This is a genomic window from Alkalimonas mucilaginosa, assembly GCF_036327005.1.
GTDB classification, from domain to species: Bacteria; Pseudomonadota; Gammaproteobacteria; order Enterobacterales; family Alteromonadaceae; genus Alkalimonas; species Alkalimonas mucilaginosa.
The window spans coordinates 37,284-55,401 of the sequence record NZ_JAUGZK010000008.1 but is presented as its reverse complement, the minus strand read 5'-3'; the positions used below and the strand labels follow the sequence as shown (position 1 = coordinate 55,401).

Below are 18,118 nucleotides of genomic sequence, written 5' to 3'. Positions count from 1 at the left end.
GAGTTTGCTCTTTCAGCAGCCCATGTTAGGACTACTCATCTATTCACACCTGGCAATTGCATTGTCGCAGCGAGCCGGCATACTAAGCGATAACACTTTGATGTAAGGATATCCATCGGTATGCGCTCTTGGTTTCGTCTTGGTCCGGCAACGCTGGTTGCTGCGGCCTTTATTGGCCCTGGAACAGTGGTAACGGCATCGCTGGCTGGTGCGAATTTCGGTTATGCTTTGCTTTGGGCACTGTTTTTTTCTGTACTGGCTACGATGATTTTGCAGGAAATGGCTGCCCGGCTTGGTATTGTGACAGGACAAGGGCTGGGCGAAAACCTGCGTTTGCTGGTAGCACAGCCCGTGCTACGATTCGTGTTATTTGTGCTAGTCATTGCTGCCATTGTGATTGGTAACAGTGCCTATCAAGGTGGCAACATTAGCGGTGCCAGTTTAGGGGCCGATGCCATCTGGGGAAATACCCGCTTCATCTCGGCGATTCGCCAGTACAGTGGCCTGAATCCATGGGCTCTGATGATTGGTATTGTTGCTGCAGCCGTTCTATGGCGTGGCAATTACCGGTTGATAGAACGTTGTCTGATTGCTTTGGTGCTGCTAATGAGCCTGGCTTTTATCAGCACCATGTTTTTAACCCGTCCTGATTATGCAGCCATGCTGCGTGGTGTATTTATACCAACAATTCCGAGTGGGGCCACGCTCACCGTGATAGCACTGATTGGTACGACTGTCGTGCCTTACTCGCTGTTTCTGCATGCAGCCAGTGCAGCCAGCAAATGGCAGAATACGGCAGATAAAGCACTGGCATTGCAAGCATCAAGTGCGGATTTGCGTACGTCCATCCCGTTAGGAGGGCTAATTTCGGTCGCTGTGGTATCGACGGCTGCGACGGCATACTTTGGGCATGGTTTGGCGATAGAAAATGCCGGGGATTTGGCTGTGTCGCTGGAGCCCCTGTTTGGCCGCTCAGCCACCTACCTGATGGCACTTGGTTTGTTAGCCGCCGGGCTGTCATCGGCGGTGACGGCTCCGCTAGCTGCTGCCTTTGCGCTTAAAGGGATACTCCAGCTTTCGAACGTTCAGTTCAAAGCCACCTGGCTTGGTATCATCGGCATTGGTGTGCTGGTTTCTTCGCTGGGTTTAAGGCCAGTGTCGGTGATCTGGTTTGCTCAGGTTGCCAATGGTATTTTGTTGCCGGTGTTGGTTTTCATCCTGTTGCTGGCAGCGAACTCTTCTATACTGGGTAAGTACCGCAATGGTTTGCGTCAGAATGTACTTGCATCTGTTGTTTTGGTTTCAACTTTGGTGTTGAGCGGGCGCAGTTTGTGGGTTGCTTTTAGTGGCTAGAGACCACAAATCGTAAGGAGACTTTGTAGTGTCAGGTCATTGCCGATTATTGCTTCTTATCATGGGATTTAGCCTGGGGTCTATGCCTGTGCTCTTTGCTGCACCCAAGGTGCTTTTTGTATCCCCTTCCCATGCCGGAGATCCTTTTTTTCAGTATGTAGAGCAATATGCTCGCATTGCATCTGAAGATCTGGGGCTGGAACTCGAGGTGATTTACGGTGATGGGAATCGTTTATTGCAATTACAACAGTTGGAGTCTTACCTTAAACAGCAGCAGCCCCATTACATAGTGGTTCAGCCATACTCTGGTGGAGCCAAGGCTTTGATGGACTTGCTGGCAGGCTATCCTCAATTGAAGGTTATCACCTTTGAGCGAATTTTGCTGGCGTCGGAGGAGATGAGCATTGGTGTTCCCGGTCAGCATTATTCAAACTGGATTGCTGAAATATATTTTGACAATGCCAGCGCCAGTTTGGCTCTGAGCAAAGCTCTGTTAGAGGCTTGCCGTTCACAAGCCAAAGCGGGGCGACATGATGTGATTGGATTGAATGGGGCTCATGGTTTCGAGTCTGAAGAGCGCGGACGCATGATTGTTGAGTTAAGCCGGCATGACCCGGATTATCGTTTTCAGCAATTGGTCTACTCACAATGGCAGCGTGATCTTGCAGCCAGACAAAGCCAGCAATTGCTAAGGCGTTATCCGAAAACCAGTGTGATCTGGGCTGCATCTGATTGGATAGCGCTTGGGGTTCTGGACATGCTAAATGAGCAGGCCACAGAGTCAGCCTCGTACTGCATCGGCGGTTTTGACTGGTTGCCGGAAGGCATTGCAGCCATTCAAAATGGTCAATTGAGTGCCAGTGTCGGAGGGCATTACATGATGGGAGCCTGGGCAATGGTGGCGGTTTATGATCATTGGCAAGGTGCCCTGCCAGCAGGTAAGTTAGCTGGTAGCCCCGCTTTCGCTCTAGAGGTGATATCCAGTGACAATGTGCAGCAATACCTCCCTTTACTGCAACCTGACTATTGGCAAAACTTTGATTTTCGAAGCTTAACTTTTCGGCATCAGCCGGAACAAAGCCACTACGCTTTTCAGCTTTTAGCAAAATAAATGACAGGTGATAGCCAATGAACTGGATCCACTGGGTGGGGATGATCCCTGCTATTATTTTTCCGGCAGCAACCATGATACAAATTATCCATTTGTTGCGGGTTAAAAACGCAGCCGGGGTGTCCGCTCTTAGTTGGAGTGCCTTTGCTGTAGGCAATCTGACACTCTATGTGTACACTGAAAAATACTTGGAATGGCAGGCTTTGCTTGGGTTGCTGGGTACTGCTTTATTGCAGTTCTATTTAATCGTTTTGATCCTATATTATCAGCGCCAGGCTACCCAAACCGAGGTTTAAGTCTGCTCGTCAGGTTCTTGCACGCCCCAGCCATCGTATTTGCCGGCGAACTTTTTTGCTAAAGTTTCCAGCTCAGTTTCAAAGGCTGTGACAGCTTCGTAGCAAAGAGGGAGCAACTGGCTTATCTTCAGCTCCCACTGACTTGCGGCATCTAATGCCAGTTGCAAACTGGCCTCAGGGAACTGCAGGCTAAGGGCGGTCTGGGCCGCTTCTGCCTTGTCCTGTCGTTTAAAAAACACGTAAAAATCTAGTTCGGTTGCTTGATGTAACACAAAGCCTGACTCAACAAGCAGTTGCAACATATCGCCATTGGCATCGTCTGGAAATTGCATAATGGATGGTTCCTGATAGTTTCTGTTGCAGAGTATATCAGTTTCATTCGCGCTAGGCTTGAAGGAACTGGCATGGTAGGATCTTTGCAGAAAACTCAGGAGAAGAAATGGTATGAAATTTAGCTACCCGGTGCTGTTGCTGGCTCTGTTGTGTTGTAGCGCTCCGCTCTCTGCGTATACCTCGCAGTCTGAGAGCCTGGAAGTGATTATGAAAACCTTTTCATTTCAATACCGACAAGCAGTTGAAGCAGAATCAGCTGCACAACGGCTAGAATATGTACAGCAGATGCAGCAGGGCATGGTTGCTGCGAAACAAGCCCCAATGCGTGATGATCTGGCTGAAAAATTTGTCGAAGGCTTTAAAAAAGTGGCAGCAAAGCTGGATGCTATTGAACAGGCCATACTGGCTGGTGAGCTGGCGCAGGCTGAGCAGCAGTTGCTACAAATTGACCAGTTGCGTATTGAGTACCATCGTTTGCGCAAACGCAGTTTCTGGCAATGGTTGTTTGGCAATCGTTAAGCGCGCGGGTGTCAACCAGATAATCGATGGGTTCAATTGAGAATGCGGATGCTGACACCTTTTTTACGTGCCAAGTTTGATGTGGTGGCCTTTGATTTGGATGGGACTCTGGTTGATAGTCCGTTGAATTTAGCCGCCATTCGTCAGGAACTGGGTTGGCAAGACGGCTGTGATTTATTGCAGTCACTGGCGATGTTGCCGGATGATGCCAGCCGGCAACATGCTGCTGAGGTTATTTATCGGCATGAGATACAAGCAGCAGAAAACTCTACATTATTCCCAGGCGTGCTGGATTGCTTGCTGCAGTTACAGCAGAGTGGCATCGCTACGGCCATACTGACCCGTAATATGCGTGCAGCAACTGAGTTGATGATTGATAAGCTTGGTATTCCAATCTCGCTGGTGTTGACGCGGGAAGATTGCGCGGCCAAGCCGGATCCTGAGGGGTTGCAACGCATTGCTGCTCATTATCAGGCCGCCATGCATCGCCTGTTGTATGTCGGAGACTTTCACTTTGATTTGTCTACAGCAGCCAATGCTGGCGCTCAATCTTGCCTGTTACTTAACGCGAGTAATCAGCAGTACGCTGTGAATGCGGACTGGGTGATGCAGGATTATGCGCAATTGAGCAGAGCTTTACGCTAACTGCATCAAGCAGCCTTAATCGGTATTGCTTGCTGTTAGTGTGCAATTGTTTTGAAGCAGGTGAGGTAACAACACCGGCTCCAGGCTCTTGAGAACTTGCACCGGCAAGGCCGAGGTAAAGCGCAACTGTTCAGACTGAGCTCCGGCCGCGTATGCGGTTAAGGTGCCGAAATAATCTGGTCCCAGATAAAACACAAAGGTTGCAGTGCGGTTTAGGCTGCGCTGATCTAAGCGGTTACCCCGGCTATCAACTGTAGTGATTCTGTTATCGCCCGTACCTGTTTTTCCGCCGCTGATACCAAGCTGCTGATACATACCCTGCAAGCGTCGTGCAGTCCCGTCCCGCACAACTTCACTTAATACCCAGCGCAGCGTGGCTGCAACTTCCGGTTCCATAACCCGGCTACCCTGATTGGTAGCTTGCTCCCAACGGGTGTGGTAAGGCGTATTCTCACCCAGGGTGGCGGCTCGCAGCACCTGACTGGGATAACGCAGACCATCATTCATAATAATGGCCATTAATTCGGCCAAGGCAGCCGGCCTGTCGCCAGAGCTGCCCAAAGCGGTAGCCAGCGAGGGAACCAGATAATCAAAAGGGTAACCAAGTTGCTGCCAGCGGTAATGCAGATCCCAGAAGGCTTCTACTTCCAGCATGATACTGATGCGATTATCGCGGGCGCTGCGATGACGGGTGCGAAACAGCCATTGATACACTTCTTGTCGCTCAGCTTTGCTCGTTGCCAGCAGTTCCGCCCAGCTCAGATCAGGTCTTTCTAGCAACTGCCCTACCAGCCAAAGCTCCAAAGGGTGAAGCCGGGCATGGTACGCTTGATCCGGTAAGCTAAGCTTGCGTGCGGCAAAGCTTTGATACCAGCGTTGCAATTGTTGGCTACTTACACCGCCTGCGGACTCTCTTTCCAAAAAGCGTGTCAGTTGCTCGGGGCTGGCATCCGGATACAACCATAAATAAATGGCCGCCATGCGATCCGGGCGTTGACGGGCCGTTTGCAATAACATCTCCAAGCGTTGTTCTGATGATTTCTGGCGATGCTTGCGCCAGAATTGCTGCAGGTAACTGGCTCCTTCACGCTCGGCAAAGCTACTGAGGTAAGCTGCCCGACGGGTGTCGTCATCGCTTTCAAGCAGTCGGTCACCCTGAGTGTCTTTATGGTAAGTGCTGTAATTAATGATATCGCGCAATAAACGGACAAATGGCAGATTGATGGATTCTCTGGTTGCTTCCAGTATGGTTGGATTTCGGCTGTTGTCTTCAGCCATAAAGTTGCCAAAGCTGTGCAATCCTCCTCCGGTAAAAAAGCTTTCTGCCGGGTTGGCGCTGTATCGACGTTGCAGGGACAGTTGCAGTAAATCGGTCAGCTCCATGTCAGGTTTCAGCAGTAATTGATCGATCACCCAACGACTGATGTGGTCCTGTGGTGCTATGGTTAACAGCTGCAGTTCCTGTACCGCTTCACCAGCGTAGCGTTGATACAGCTCGGCAATAATTTCCAGGTAAGTAACCAATACCCGCAGTTTGGCGGTAGATCCCAATTCCAGTTTACTCTGACTGTTTAAATCAAAAGCTGTGGCAGAAGTGTCTGTCTGGGCCCGCAACTGATAACCGTTTTCCTGGCGTTGAAACAGCACGAAGCTGTATTCGATGTGTGCACTGTCTTGGGCGGATAGTAACCTGTGTCCAATCAGGCCATGTTGAGCCGCTACGGCTGGATCTCTTAGCTGTTGCAGGAAGTAGCCTATTTGTTGTTGTAAAGGGAGGGACACGCTACTTTCTACCCGTAAATCGAGCCTGTCGGTATCGTATGGATGCAACTGGAGCATAGGTGACAGTTGCTGGCGCAGCAGTTGGCTGGCTTTAGCATCGTGATTTTGTTGCAGTGGCAGCCAGCCCTTAGGAGTAAATTCTAGTGGTGTTGTCAGAGCCAATTGCACCAGCTCGGGTGGCAGATAATGATCAGAACCAAGGAGTTGCAGATACAGATGAACAAGCTGTTCGAGCTGAGCCCGACCTTGCACTAAGTAAAAAGATGGGCGGCGTTGCGCAATCATCAATGCCAGCACTTGTTTTAGTGCGAGAGCGGTTTCCTGATTGATATCCAGCTCTGTGAGTAACTGATTGTTGTGCTGATAGTCAGCACCAAACCAGGCCCAAAGGCCATCCGGCAAGCCATGCACCTCGCCAAAGCCAGGCGCAGCAGCCAGTGGGACGGTATTGATGTAATGCAGCAGCAACTGCTGACGGTGAGTTTCGGTAGACGGTGATATCTGATAGGCACGAACACTGGCCGAGAGCATCTGTCGGAATTTTTCGCTCATGTTGCTGGTACGGCCTGATGCGGAATGGCGGTATTTTTCCAGTTGAGTAGCCAAAGTGCTACCACCACCTGCAGCAGCATCATTGTTACCCAACCATTGCTGGGCCTGGCTCAGTGCCGCCGCTCCTAATCGCGGCCATTCTATTGCTGGGTTATGATAAGTTGATTGCGCTGATAAGATGCTCTTATTTTCGATAAAAGCCAGTAACTGCGGCAAAATCGGTGCCATCTGCTGCATAGAGTCAAACTGACGTTGCGGATAATCAAAGCGGTAAATCGTCGTCAGCTGGCAATCCTGCATATGCAAACCCGTTTGTTGTTTTTCCTGGTAAGGCGGATAGAAACCAAACCGGGTATAACGCATCAAACTGGGGGAGAACTCACTTTGCTCTGTGATCATAAAACCATGTGCAGCCAGTGAGCGTTGCCACTCCGGAGCAAGGCTGTAGCCTCGCTGTTGATTGTAAGGGCCATCAGCAGGGTAGCGAATGGCCGTGGAACCGGTTTTTATCACCTTGCTTTCCAGTTGCTGCGCATAACGATGCAGGAAATGCGCCTGATAAAAGCTGGTTTGCACCTCCTGCCATAGTAGTACTGCAAGCAGGACAATAGTCACTGGCAATAACCAGGGCCACCAGCGGCGAGTGGCACGAACTGAGAGAGTAGTGCGAGCCTCAGCCGGACCACCGAAATCTTTGCGCTTTAGCAGGGGGGCTGAACCAAACTTAGGCTCTATCCGCGGCGACATAACGTTTCTCTGCCATCAGGTTAATTTTCAGCACCCAACTGGCGGGCTCTTTGTTGGCGCTCCGGATCGCTTTTTAACTGCCAATGAGCCAGGTTCTGTTCAATTAATTGGCACAAGGCATCAATATGCTCCGGGTTATCATTCAAGGCAGGAATGTATTGGTAGTGTTCACCTCCGGCATGCAGAAAGTATTCCTTGTTTTCTTCACCAATTTCTTCAATGGTTTCCAGGCAATCAGCAGAAAAACCGGGACAAAAAACCTGAACATGTTTCACGCCCTGTGCTGGCAGGCTTTTTAAAGTCTCGTCGGTGTATGGCTTTAGCCACTCTTCCCGCCCAAAGCGTGATTGAAAGCAAGTCAGGTAATCTGCATCGGTAAGGCCTAATTGCTCGGCAATTAACCGGGATGTTTTATAGCATTCGCAGTGATAGGGATCGCCATTTAGCAGATAGCGCTTTGGTATGCCATGGTAGGAAAACAGCAGTTTTTCCGGGCGGCCATGTTGTTGCCAGAACGACTTGATCTGTTGAGCAGCCGCAGCGATGTAAGGTTGAAAGTCATGGTAATGACTGATAAAACGAAAATCCGGTAACCAACGACGTTGTGTAAAATCGCGGGCAATGGCATCAAAGGTGGACGCACTGGTAGAGCCTGAATACTGCGGGTAGAGTGGCAACACCACCAGCTTCCTTACCCCCTTGTCAAACAGATCGTTCAGCACACTTTGCATGCTGGGATTACCGTAACGCATGGCAAAGGCAACCTCCAGGTTCTGATGTCCTTGTGCGAACAACTGGTTACGAATCGCTGTGCACTGCCGCTCTGTGTGGAACAGTAATGGTGAGCCTTGCTCAGTAAAAACAGTGGCATAGGCTTTCGCTGAACGCCGGGGGCGTATACGTAAGATCACTCCATGCAGTATGAGCCACCAGAGCAGCCGTGGTACTTCAACCACTCTCGGATCTGATAAAAACTCAGCAAGGTAACGCCTGAGTGCTTTCGGGGTAGGGGCATCGGGTGTGCCCAGGTTGGTTAGCAGGACGCCTACTTTATCTTGTTGTTGGTGTTGGAAGTTTTGGCTGTTGGTATAGCGCATTGGGTTTTCTGCCTAAAAGTCGTAAGGGTTGGCTGGTCAGTACGCAGAGAATCACGATTCAGATGTCTGTTCAGGTCCGTTTCATTTGCAGGAGTACTACTCCCAGATGATTGGACTGCCTTTAGTTCTTCAGTATACGCAGTCCATTGAGGGAATGCCAAACCTGCTGCATGGAGTTGCTTGAAAACTGTACAAAAAGCGCAGCTTGCATCTATTATTTCCTGCAGGGACATGATGATAAACGAATAAAACTATGATCCAACTTGATATAGGGTTGATTTTACTATGAAATGACAGGGTGCGTACGACAGATCCTGCCAGCAGGACGAATGGTCAGCTGTTTGTACACGAATCCGTTTCACATGTATTCAGGGTCTATGGCTTACTCAGGGACTTTAATGCCATTGGGAGCTCTGATACTGGTGCAGCATGATTAAATATTTTTTCCTCATTAGTTTATTCTTTCTCAGTGTCGACTGCCATGCTGTCCAGGTGATAGCACACCCGTCCGTCGAGTTGCAGCAGCTAAGCCCGGCACAGCTTCGGGCACTATTCAGTATGCGACAAACTCAGTGGCCGGACGGCACGGCTGTGCGTGTTTATGTGCTAAGCAATGATCACTTGGTGCATCAGAATTTTTGCAAGCAGCAACTGCGAATGTTTCCTTATCAGTTGGATAATATCTGGAATCGCTTAAGCTTTTCAGGGATTGGTACCAGGCCACAGTTGGTGAGTTCAGAGGCTGAGTTGGTACAGATGATTCAACAGACACCAGGCAGCATAGGCTACCGATCGATCAGTGCAGATGAAACAGGGGTTCGTATCATTGAAATACTTTAATCCACTCCGCCAGGCTGTTGCTTCCTTTCAGCCACTTCTGTATGGCTTTATTGCCGCATTGTTTGGTGGCATGGCCTTTTCAGGTCAGGCACAGGAATGGCAATGGCATGGCTTTATGGCGCAAGGCATGATCCAGGCGGATAAAAGTAATTTTATTAATCGAAGTGGTGATCCCTCGTTTGCATTAACCGAAGTAGGGCTGAATGCATCGTTGCAGTTACAACCAAGTTTCCGCCTGGCCGGTCAAGTGGTGTATTTGGATGGTGGTAACCGATATCCGGATGGCTTAAAGCTGGATTATCTGTTTGTAGACTGGTCACTGATGAGCCAACTGGATTGGCAAATCAATGCTTATGCCGGTCGTTTTAAGAACCAGCACTGGCTGTATTCAAGTACTCGCGATGTGCCGTTAACCCGGCCAAGTATCGTATTGCCGCAATCGGTGTATTTTGATGCGTTTCGGGATATTGCGGTTAGCAGTGATGGTGTCGCACTAAAAGCTCGTGTGAACTCGGCCGTTGGGCACTGGGAGCTTAACTGGAGTTTGGGTGCCACGCCCTTGTCTGATAAGCAGACTTCATTATTGCTTGGCGAGTCAGTGCTTGGGAAATCACAGCAAAAATATGTGCATCAGGCCAGTATGTTTTGGCAACCTGAGCTTAGTAACTGGACCTTGGGTATTTCTTTACTGGATTCTGAGTTCAGCTTTCGTCGGGCCGAAGGTGATGATTTTTGGGATGCTGACTTTGTGGTGCAACGCGTTATGTTTAATGCACAATATCAGCAGGAGCGCTGGCAACTGGTATCTGAGATTTTTCAGGAGCGGATGGATACGCGAGGCTTTTTTTCGCCGGCATTTGAGGTGCAACAGTTTGGCCAGGGAGGCTATCTTCAGGGGAGCTATCAGCTAAACTCAAAGCTACGCTTTAATGCAACTATGGATTATTTTGTGGCAAATAAAGATGATCGCCAAGGGCGGCAACTGGCCGAGGCTAGTCAGGGGATGGTCCCTGAACACTTTGGCTATCAGCATAGTTTTATGCTGGCTGCCAGCAGAGAGCTGGCACCACGTGTCCGATTGCAGTTGGAGCATCACTGGGTTCATGGAACGGGACGGTTAGCTCCGGTTATTGTACCGGAGCTGGATAAAAACCGACAGCCATACTGGCAACTTTGGGCCGTACAGCTCATGTACTGGTTTTAACAGATGCGTCGTTTTATTAGTTTGCCATGGAAACTGCTGCTGGTGATGTTGCTGGTGCTTTTTATTATGGCATCTGCTTTAACCAGTTTTTCATTAATGCGGGTGCAGGATGAATTCTATCAGCAACAACAGCACAAGCGTGTGCTTGGTGAGCAGCAGTTTCGTCAGTACAACCAACTGATTGAGAATCAGTTAAGGATCTGGGTAGAGTCTTTTGCCGAGATTAGCCTGGTGTCGCAGCAGGATTCTGGCCTGGCTGATTTTAAGCGGGCGCTGGCGCAGCAAATTGAAACCTTACATCTGCATTTAAATGTTGATAATGTTTGGTTGTACTCTAATGCCGATGTGGTGCTGTATCAAAGCACAGCAGTGATTCCTGCCGCCATTGATGATTTGGTACAGCAAGCCTTTGTCCGGCAAGAGCCTCAAAGCAAAATTCTATGCGAACAGTATTGTGTAAAATCACTGGTATTTCCACTGTTGCTGGACGATGACAATATTGCCGTGATTGCGATGACCACCACCTTGGTGGATATTCTATTTTATCTGAACCGCTCTTTGCAGGCCGAGGTTGCTATCGTCAGTCATCAGCGTAGTAGCACGGCCCGGCCGTCTGATATTCAGCTATTATCCAGTTCCAATACTTCGCTGCTCAGTGATTTGTATGGTGAGCTGCCGCAGTTGCTGGATGTGGATCGTATCAGCAGCCAGGGGTTGCGCTTGCGCGCAGGCAATCGTCATTATTTTGCTCAAATGCAACTGCTGGATGATCGGCATGAGCGTCAGTTTCACTTAATTTTGATCGAAGATATTACCAGTTATGCGAGGGCAAATCAGAGCTATCAGCTACGTATTATTTTAATTGCTCTGCTGGCGTTTGTTTTACTGGCTTTATTGACCTATGCAATTACCAAGCGACTGAGTGCACGATTAATGACCCTGGCTGCTCGTTTGCCTTTGTTAGCCAATCGTGAGTTCAGTCGTTTCCGGGCAGCCAGTGAACGTAAAACGGCTTTTTTTAGTGATGAAGTGGATAATCTCAATGAGGCGACATTAAAACTAAGCTGGCAACTGGAAGCTTTAAATGAACAGGTAGAGTTGCATACGCAAGAGCTGGAAAATATTGCGATGTATGATTTACTAACCGGTTTGCCCAACCGCAATATGCTGCAATATCAGTTAAAAAAGGCACTGGCAGCTCTGGATGAAGCGCCTGGCCTGGTTGGCTTGCTATTTATGGACCTGGACCAGTTTAAAAAAGTCAATGACAGCCGGGGACATAAGCTGGGCGACCAATTGCTTATTGAAGCCGCGACCCGCTTACGGGCCTGCATTCATAGCTCCGATACGGTTTGCCGTTTTGGTGGTGATGAGTTTGTCATTATTTTATCAAAAATGGCTGATGAAGAGGAAACCGCACGAGTGGCTCAGGCTGTGTTGCAGGTCTTCAGTCAGCCCATGACTGTACTGGGTGAAGATTTTCTGATTGGCACCAGTATTGGTATCAGCTGCACCGCCGATAGTGCGACGCCGACTGAGGATTTAATCCGTCAGGCTGATTTGGCCATGTACCAGGCAAAAGCAAAAGGTGGCAATAGTTGGCATCATTACACCGCAGAAATGTATCGTGCTTTTGCCTATCGGCTGCAACTGGAAAATGAAGTAAGGGGAGCGCTGGAGCGGCAAGAGTTCAGCTTGAGTTTACAGCCTCAAATTAACGTTGCCAGTGGCAAACTGTATGGGTTTGAAGCCTTATTACGGTGGCAACACCCCGAGCGGGGGATGGTACCGCCAGATGATTTTATTGGGGTTATTGAGAACTCGCATTTAATGGTGCCTTTGGGCTATTGGGTGATGGAACGTTGCTTTGTGATTGCCCGGCAACTGGTCGAACGGGGGTATCACAACTTAAAAATTGCCATTAATTTGTCTGCTGATCAGTTAGCCGATCCGGGGTTATCCGATTTTCTGCAGCAACAGTTGAGCAAGTATCAGCTTGCCGCCAGTAATTTTGAGCTGGAATTGACCGAAAGTACGCTGGTAAAAAATGTTGCTGACACCCTGGCTAGCATGCATGCATTGAAAAGCATGGGGTTTGGTTTTGCGATTGATGACTTTGGGACCGGTTATTCATCCTTGAGTTATTTGAAACAGATGCCGGTTGATACCATTAAAATTGATAAAAGCTTTTTGTTCGGCATGCTGGATAACCATGCCGACTTCCAGATTATTACCTCAACCATTGCGATGGTGCATAAGCTGGATTTGAAAGTGGTTGCTGAGGGTGTCGAAAGCAGTGCGCAGCTTAGGGTGCTGCGCCAGCATCATTGCGATTATGCCCAGGGCTTTTACTTTTCCAAAGCTGTGCCTGAAAAAGAGTTGCTCCACTTTTTACAAGACAAGTTCCGAGACGGTTACTGGCTTGGCAGTGTCCGGGACGACGATTCGGGCGCATAGAGCTTAATCGAGGATGAAGACCTGTGGCTAACTGGCCTTCATCACCACCTGCTCAAGCGACCATGAGCCTCTGTTATGAGAGGCGCTAAAATCAAGATCTGGTCCGGCAGGGACGATTTGGGTTGGATTAATCATCGGGTGGCTGATGTAGTAATGCCGTTTAATATGGGACCAGTTCACCGTATCGGCAATACCGGGCAATTGATACAAAGAGCGCAGGTAATTGCTCAGCACCGGGTAGTCTGCGATACGGCGCTGGTTGCATTTGAAATGCCCAACATAGACCGCATCAAATCGGATCAGGGTGGTAAACAAACGCCAGTCTGCTTCTGTCAGATAATCACCGGTTAAAAAGCGTTGTTCACTTAATAACTGCTCTGCTTTATCCAGGGCTTTAAACAAGGCAGTGAACGCTTCCTGATACGCTGTTTGTGTTGTGGCAAAACCTGCTTTGTAGACCCCGTTGTTGATGTCGTGATAAACCCACTCATTGACTTTATCGATGCTGGCTTGCAGTGCTCGTGGATAAAAATCAAGCTGATTACCAGTTTGATGATTGAAAGCATTGTTGAAAATTCGCAGAATATCGGCCGATTCGTTATTGATCAGGCTGCCTTTGGTTTTGTCCCATAACACCGGCACTGTAACCCGACCGCTGTAATCTGGCTTGGCTTTGGTGTACAGCTGATGCAAATAGCTGGCTGCATATAATGGTTCCTTGTCTCCGTCGTCACCAGCAAACTCCCAGCCATGTTGCAGCATAATAGGGGATACCACAGTCACATCGATCAGAGATTGTAGCGATTTCAATTGACGAAAAATTAAAGTCCGGTGTGCCCAGGGACAAGCCAGCGAGACATACAGTTGGTAACGACTGGCATTGGCTTGCTGTGATGGCGTTATGTTACTTCGAAAACTGGCATCCTGACGTTGAAATTTACCGGCACTCTTTTTGGTATCGTACCAGTCATCCTGCCATTTGCCTTCAACTAACAATCCCATAATGTACTCCTTAATCTATCGATAGAGGGACTGTAGCAGAGTGAAAAACGAATAATAACTGCTAAAATTAGCTTCAATCATTCTGTTTTTTTGATCTTTTGGGCATCAATGCCAAAGGTTGCGCCAGCGGCCAAGTTGTAAGCCGCGCTGAAGCCATTGATGAGCAGCACGACTGGCTGGCTCTTTTGTGGTTAGCCAGCAAACAAACGTAGAGCTGAACAAAGCGGACAGGAAAATCTCTTGTTCAATCCGGGTCATGTTCTGTGCTTTCAGATCGGCCAGCTCACGCAGCCATTGCACTGTACGACTGATCCGCAGTAATGCCGCTGCCTGCAAATGAACATGACCAGGCTCCAGTTTGTAATAGAGCATCTGCCTGGTAACCTGACGGTGTGCAGCCAGGGCATTGAGCCACTGCATGATGGCGGTTTGTAATTTTTCCTGAGGGGTACAATGTTCAAAGTCAGGCCTGTGTTGGCAGGCCAGCATGGCTTGGTCGGCCAGATCAAACCATGCATCCACCAAATCATCTTTCTGCTGGAAATGATGCTGTATATCCAGCAGGGTAATATTCAGAGCCTGGGCGATATCACGAAGTCGTAAAGCCTCCCAGCTGCTTTGTTCTGCCAGTTGCATGGCTTGTTGCAAGATAGCCTGATAGGGATCATTCATGCTTGATTACCTGTGAGTATTTCGCATTTGAAACAATATTTTGCTATAAGTATGGCACAGTTAAACGGGACGGCAGCTTTGTATGGTGCAGGCTGAATGGATCTTATTGGCGTTAAGCCCGGTTTTTCTGACACTGGTCGCTTTGGAGTGTTGGTATGGGCTGCGCTTACGGTTAGATTGGTATCAATGGCGGGATACACTTGCCAATGCTGCCCTGGCGCTGATGCACCAGGCGGCTGAATTATTAACCTTGCTGTTGCTGCTGCCATTTTACTGGTGGCTGTTTCAATACCGGTTACTGGATATTCCGCTCAATGCCTGGACCTTGCTGCTGGCTTTTTTGATGCAAGACTTTCTGTATTACTGGTTTCATCGTGCTTCGCATCACATTCGCTGGTTTTGGGCATCACATATTGTGCATCACAGTTCCAGGCACTTAAATTTCAGTACCGCTTTTCGCCAAAGTCTGATGTATCCGGTATCAGGTATGTGGCTGTTTTGGTTGCCAATGATGTTGCTGGGTTTTTCTCCCTGGCTGGTACTTGCTGTAGTGGCGCTCAATCTGGCATTTCAGTTTTTTGTGCATACACAAGCGGTACAAAAACTGGGCTGGTTGGAGTGGGTGTTGAACACTCCATCCCATCATCGGGTGCATCATGCCAGCAACTCCAGATACATCGATAAGAACTTTGGCGGAGTTTTGATTCTATGGGACAAGCTGTTTGGTACTTTTGCTGCCGAAAGCAGCGAAGAGGCTTGTCGCTATGGCATTACCACAGATTTTCAATCCTACAATCCGCTGATTATTACTTTTGATGAATGGCGCTTGCTGTGGTTGGATTGGCGTCAGGCCAAAGGTTGGCGTCGAAAACTGGCGGTCTTGGTTGCAGCTCCGGCTAAAGCTGTGCCGTCGCAGGCTCAAGCAGAAGCTAATGCATCGGATAAAAAGCAAGCTATCAAAGTGGAGTGATTTAAGGAAAAGAGGTTGATGCAAGAGGAAATTTTCTAAATTTCCACTAAGCTTGAAGTAGTTACACAAATTGCAGAGGTGTTTTATGAAATGTTTCTTGCTTGTAGTGTTTTCTACTGTTTTTTTCTTAGTGGGTTGCGAACCTCAGGTACAACCACCCAGCCTCACAGATGACACCGAACCGCTGGAGATCAGTCAGGCTTCCCAGGAACCGCAAAGTACCCCGCTGCAGGAATGCCGGCTTACCATGGGGTTCGATGCTTGGGAGCCATACCAATACATTGGTGTTGGTAATGTTGTCACCGGTCTGGATGTTGAGATTGTGCATGCCATTGCTGAGACCATGGGCTGCTCGGTAACAAAGCAGCAAGCCACCTGGGTTGAATTATTAAATGCTTTACGTAATGGGGAGGTTGATTTTGTCCTGGGTGCTTCCATGACCGAGGACCGCCAGCAGTATGCTCATTTTTCTGATCCTTACCGTGAAGAGCGCTTTATCCTCTACGTACGGCGTTACGAAGGCAATCTGCCGTACCAGACCATCACCGAGTTCGTTGAAGCGGGTCATAAGCTGGGGATAGTCAATGAGTACTTTTATGGTGACGAAATTACCAGCCTTTATACCAATGATAGTTACCACAACCAGTTTGTCGGCGCTATTATCAGCGAAATGAATATGGCCCGCTTAATTGATGAAGAAATAGATGGCTTTTTAGAAGACAGTTTTGTTGGTGCATCCATATTGCGGCGTAAAGGTCTGGATCAGTTCATCGAGCCGCATGGCATCAGCCTTGGCAGCTCTGAAGTCTATGTGATGTTCAGCAAAGAGTCGGTCGACGAAGCAACAGTCCAGGCTTTTAATCAGGGGCTGGCAGAGATTAAGGCCAGTGGACGGTATCAAAAAATTATTGAGAAATATGATCATTAGCCGGATTGTTGGAAAGTAAGGTTTTGCACTTCAACAAGCGTTAGCAGAAAACTTTCCGCAACACTTGCTGAGTGAAGGCTGTTTTAAGATAGAAGCCTCTGGGTAAAGCCTTGATTGGTTGCCCGGAGGTGCCATAAGCTGAGGTGAGTGCCCTGCTATTAGCTGCTTTGGGCCTGAGTTGCAGGACCTGGCCATGTGCCCCCCGGATCTGATCGATTCCCCCCAACGTAATCAGGTCCATCAACTCTTCCCAATCCTGTTGTAATAACTGCATTTCACGCGCATCCGGCTGCCATAAAAAGCCGGTGCCAATGACGCGCTCGGCTACTGGAATACTGCGCTCAGCAAGCAATGGCAGCCAAAGCACATGACTTAGCTTTTGGCAAACCCAGGAGTCTTGCCAACGCTGCTGTGTAAGCCCGGTAAGAGGAGCCACACAAACATAGGTACTTTCTAATGGTTTTCCGTGTTGATCGATGGGCAGGGTCTTTAATTCAATGCCTAAATGAGGGAAGTCCGGCTCAGCTTTGGAAGCCGAGCTTGCACCTAAAGCCTGCTCTATAAGCTGGCCAGCCCAGCCCTTATCTTTTTTTAAGTTGGCCGGAACAGCAGCTCCCAGTTGCCTGGCTAGCTGACCAAGGGTTAAACCGGCCAGAGCCTGGCAGCGTTGCATAAGTTCATTCGTTGTTTTTGGTGGATTCATGGACACTAAAGGTAAGTCTGTCGATGAATGCAGCATAACACGAAGCAATTTTGGCCGTTGCGTAAAAAGTCAGCGATCTGTGTTATGCACAGATAATAGTGACTTCCGTCTCTTAGGTGAATCTGTAATTGCATGATATCTATTGTTATTTTTGGACTTTCTCGGTAGGTTACGTCATCTGATAGAAGTTGTTCGTGGATTAAACCATGGTTTTTCACAATGTTATACACAGATGCTGTGAAGAAGTGCACATTTCATCTTATCATCTGCACTTTCTGTGGGTAACTTTGTTGTGACGCGGCAAGAAAATAGAGATTGCCGTCTTTCAGACTTTGTGAAAGAATCTTTGGTATAGCTGCTGTAAATAAGCTCGAGGTTTATGTGATTGATGCCGAAGGTTTTCGGGCCAATGTCGGCATAGTGATCTGCAATCACCAGGGACAGGTGTTTTGGGCAAGACGATACGGACAGCACTCGTGGCAATACCCGCAAGGGGGCATTGATCAAGGGGAAACCCCTGAACAAGCCATGTACCGTGAGCTGAATGAGGAAGTAGGTTTAAAGGCAGAGGATGTTGAAATTCTAGCGGTAACTAAGCATTGGCTTCGTTATCGGCTGCCAAAACGACTGATTCGGCGAGACAGTAACCCTGTCTGCATTGGGCAAAAGCAAAAGTGGTTTTTATTGCGATTAACCTGCCCTGACGGCGATGTAGACCTGGCAAAAACCACGCACCCAGAGTTTGATGGCTGGCGCTGGGTGAGTTACTGGTATCCTGTACGCCAGGTTGTTGCTTTCAAACGCGATGTGTACCGTAAAGTTATGAAAGAGTTTGCCCCGATCGCTTTGCCGTTTCCCCGTAAAACAGGAAAACAAAAAGGGTAACTCGGATGGATAAACCATGGTC

At 48.7% G+C, this 18,118-nt stretch carries 17 protein-coding genes; 11 read left to right on the top strand and 6 right to left on the bottom strand.

What is annotated here, in order from left to right:
- Window positions 1-120 precede the first annotated feature (120 nt).
- Genes QWF21_RS11725 through QWF21_RS11715 form a run of 3 tightly spaced genes read left to right on the top strand, consistent with a single transcriptional unit; the run spans window position 121 to window position 2,760 of the window.
- On the top strand, window positions 121-1,353 hold the full coding sequence (locus QWF21_RS11725) for an Nramp family divalent metal transporter (RefSeq protein WP_330088241.1): 1,233 nt from the start codon (window positions 121-123) through the stop codon (window positions 1,351-1,353).
- 28 nt (window positions 1,354-1,381) lie between these two features.
- The gene (locus QWF21_RS11720; protein ID WP_330088240.1) at window positions 1,382-2,464 is read left to right on the top strand and encodes an ABC transporter substrate-binding protein; all 1,083 of its coding nucleotides are present in this window, start codon (window positions 1,382-1,384) and stop codon (window positions 2,462-2,464) included.
- A 17-nt stretch (window positions 2,465-2,481) separates the two neighbouring features.
- Window positions 2,482-2,760: a hypothetical protein gene (locus QWF21_RS11715; RefSeq protein WP_330088239.1), complete on the top strand. Its 279-nt coding sequence runs from the start codon at window positions 2,482-2,484 to the stop codon at window positions 2,758-2,760.
- Here QWF21_RS11715 and QWF21_RS11710 read toward each other — a convergent pair.
- Window positions 2,757-3,092 carry a ribonuclease E inhibitor RraB gene (locus QWF21_RS11710; RefSeq protein ID WP_330088238.1) on the bottom strand — a complete coding sequence of 112 codons (336 nt, stop codon included), beginning with the start codon at window positions 3,090-3,092 and terminating at the stop codon, window positions 2,757-2,759. The genes QWF21_RS11715 and QWF21_RS11710 overlap by 4 nt on opposite strands.
- Before the next feature lie 112 nt (window positions 3,093-3,204).
- Between QWF21_RS11710 and QWF21_RS11705 the strand changes: the two genes are divergently transcribed.
- The gene (locus QWF21_RS11705; RefSeq protein WP_330088237.1) at window positions 3,205-3,612 is read left to right on the top strand and encodes a cytochrome b562; all 408 of its coding nucleotides are present in this window, start codon (window positions 3,205-3,207) and stop codon (window positions 3,610-3,612) included.
- Window positions 3,613-3,660: 48 nt separating this feature from the next.
- Entirely contained in the window at window positions 3,661-4,257 is a 597-nt protein-coding gene (locus QWF21_RS11700) for an HAD family hydrolase (protein ID WP_330088236.1), read from the top strand.
- 15 nt (window positions 4,258-4,272) lie between these two features.
- Here the strand turns inward: QWF21_RS11700 and QWF21_RS11695 are convergent, their stop codons facing one another.
- Window positions 4,273-7,338 (bottom strand): transglycosylase domain-containing protein, encoded by a 3,066-nt coding sequence (locus tag QWF21_RS11695; RefSeq protein ID WP_330088235.1) that lies wholly within the window; start codon window positions 7,336-7,338, stop codon window positions 4,273-4,275.
- A 20-nt stretch (window positions 7,339-7,358) separates the two neighbouring features.
- Window positions 7,359-8,435 carry a ferrochelatase gene (gene hemH, locus QWF21_RS11690; RefSeq protein WP_330088234.1) on the bottom strand — a complete coding sequence of 359 codons (1,077 nt, stop codon included), beginning with the start codon at window positions 8,433-8,435 and terminating at the stop codon, window positions 7,359-7,361.
- A gap of 429 nt (window positions 8,436-8,864) precedes the next feature.
- Between hemH and QWF21_RS11685 the strand changes: the two genes are divergently transcribed.
- Genes QWF21_RS11685 through QWF21_RS11675 form a run of 3 tightly spaced genes read left to right on the top strand, consistent with a single transcriptional unit; the run spans window position 8,865 to window position 12,936 of the window.
- Window positions 8,865-9,275, top strand: a complete 411-nt coding sequence (locus tag QWF21_RS11685) for a hypothetical protein (protein ID WP_330088233.1) — start codon at window positions 8,865-8,867, stop codon at window positions 9,273-9,275.
- Window positions 9,262-10,479 (top strand): hypothetical protein, encoded by a 1,218-nt coding sequence (locus QWF21_RS11680; RefSeq protein ID WP_330088232.1) that lies wholly within the window; start codon window positions 9,262-9,264, stop codon window positions 10,477-10,479. Before QWF21_RS11685 ends, QWF21_RS11680 begins: the two co-directional genes overlap by 14 nt.
- A gap of 3 nt (window positions 10,480-10,482) precedes the next feature.
- Window positions 10,483-12,936, top strand: coding sequence for a putative bifunctional diguanylate cyclase/phosphodiesterase (locus tag QWF21_RS11675; protein ID WP_330088231.1), 2,454 nt, complete (start codon window positions 10,483-10,485; stop codon window positions 12,934-12,936).
- 27 nt (window positions 12,937-12,963) lie between these two features.
- Here the strand turns inward: QWF21_RS11675 and QWF21_RS11670 are convergent, their stop codons facing one another.
- Together QWF21_RS11670 and QWF21_RS11665 are read right to left on the bottom strand one after the other, a co-directional pair.
- A complete protein-coding gene (locus QWF21_RS11670; protein ID WP_330088230.1) occupies window positions 12,964-13,938 on the bottom strand; it encodes a glutathione S-transferase family protein in 975 nt (324 codons plus the stop codon).
- Window positions 13,939-14,043: 105 nt separating this feature from the next.
- Complete coding sequence (locus QWF21_RS11665; protein ID WP_330088229.1) at window positions 14,044-14,610, bottom strand: TetR/AcrR family transcriptional regulator; 567 nt, start codon at window positions 14,608-14,610, stop codon at window positions 14,044-14,046.
- A gap of 85 nt (window positions 14,611-14,695) precedes the next feature.
- On the opposite strand from QWF21_RS11665, the gene QWF21_RS11660 reads away from it, so the two are divergent.
- Together QWF21_RS11660 and QWF21_RS11655 are read left to right on the top strand one after the other, a co-directional pair.
- A complete protein-coding gene (locus QWF21_RS11660) occupies window positions 14,696-15,580 on the top strand; it encodes a sterol desaturase family protein (RefSeq protein WP_330088313.1) in 885 nt (294 codons plus the stop codon).
- A gap of 85 nt (window positions 15,581-15,665) precedes the next feature.
- Window positions 15,666-16,508, top strand: a complete 843-nt coding sequence (locus QWF21_RS11655) for a substrate-binding periplasmic protein (RefSeq protein ID WP_330088228.1) — start codon at window positions 15,666-15,668, stop codon at window positions 16,506-16,508.
- Window positions 16,509-16,548: 40 nt separating this feature from the next.
- Here QWF21_RS11655 and mutH read toward each other — a convergent pair whose 3' ends face one another.
- Window positions 16,549-17,211, bottom strand: coding sequence for a DNA mismatch repair endonuclease MutH (mutH, locus tag QWF21_RS11650; protein ID WP_330088227.1), 663 nt, complete (start codon window positions 17,209-17,211; stop codon window positions 16,549-16,551).
- A 381-nt stretch (window positions 17,212-17,592) separates the two neighbouring features.
- On the opposite strand from mutH, the gene rppH reads away from it, so the two are divergent.
- Entirely contained in the window at window positions 17,593-18,096 is a 504-nt protein-coding gene (gene rppH, locus QWF21_RS11645; protein WP_330088226.1) for an RNA pyrophosphohydrolase, read from the top strand.
- The last annotated feature ends 22 nt before the right edge of the window (window positions 18,097-18,118 follow it).

What these genes read in the sequence shown, in the direction of transcription:
- QWF21_RS11725 (WP_330088241.1), top strand. Translation starts at nt 121, where the DNA reads ATGCGCTCTTGGTTTCGTCTTGGTCCGGCAACGCTGGTTGCTGCGGCC.
- QWF21_RS11715 (WP_330088239.1), top strand. Translation starts at nt 2,482, where the DNA reads ATGAACTGGATCCACTGGGTGGGGATGATCCCTGCTATTATTTTTCCG.
- QWF21_RS11710 (WP_330088238.1), bottom strand. Translation starts at nt 3,092, where the DNA reads ATGCAATTTCCAGACGATGCCAATGGCGATATGTTGCAACTGCTTGTT.
- QWF21_RS11705 (WP_330088237.1), top strand. Translation starts at nt 3,205, where the DNA reads ATGAAATTTAGCTACCCGGTGCTGTTGCTGGCTCTGTTGTGTTGTAGC.
- QWF21_RS11700 (WP_330088236.1), top strand. Translation starts at nt 3,661, where the DNA reads ATGCTGACACCTTTTTTACGTGCCAAGTTTGATGTGGTGGCCTTTGAT.
- QWF21_RS11695 (WP_330088235.1), bottom strand. Translation starts at nt 7,338, where the DNA reads ATGTCGCCGCGGATAGAGCCTAAGTTTGGTTCAGCCCCCCTGCTAAAG.
- hemH (WP_330088234.1), bottom strand. Translation starts at nt 8,435, where the DNA reads ATGCGCTATACCAACAGCCAAAACTTCCAACACCAACAACAAGATAAA.
- QWF21_RS11685 (WP_330088233.1), top strand. Translation starts at nt 8,865, where the DNA reads ATGATTAAATATTTTTTCCTCATTAGTTTATTCTTTCTCAGTGTCGAC.
- QWF21_RS11675 (WP_330088231.1), top strand. Translation starts at nt 10,483, where the DNA reads ATGCGTCGTTTTATTAGTTTGCCATGGAAACTGCTGCTGGTGATGTTG.
- QWF21_RS11670 (WP_330088230.1), bottom strand. Translation starts at nt 13,938, where the DNA reads ATGGGATTGTTAGTTGAAGGCAAATGGCAGGATGACTGGTACGATACC.
- QWF21_RS11665 (WP_330088229.1), bottom strand. Translation starts at nt 14,610, where the DNA reads ATGAATGATCCCTATCAGGCTATCTTGCAACAAGCCATGCAACTGGCA.
- QWF21_RS11655 (WP_330088228.1), top strand. Translation starts at nt 15,666, where the DNA reads ATGAAATGTTTCTTGCTTGTAGTGTTTTCTACTGTTTTTTTCTTAGTG.
- mutH (WP_330088227.1), bottom strand. Translation starts at nt 17,211, where the DNA reads ATGAATCCACCAAAAACAACGAATGAACTTATGCAACGCTGCCAGGCT.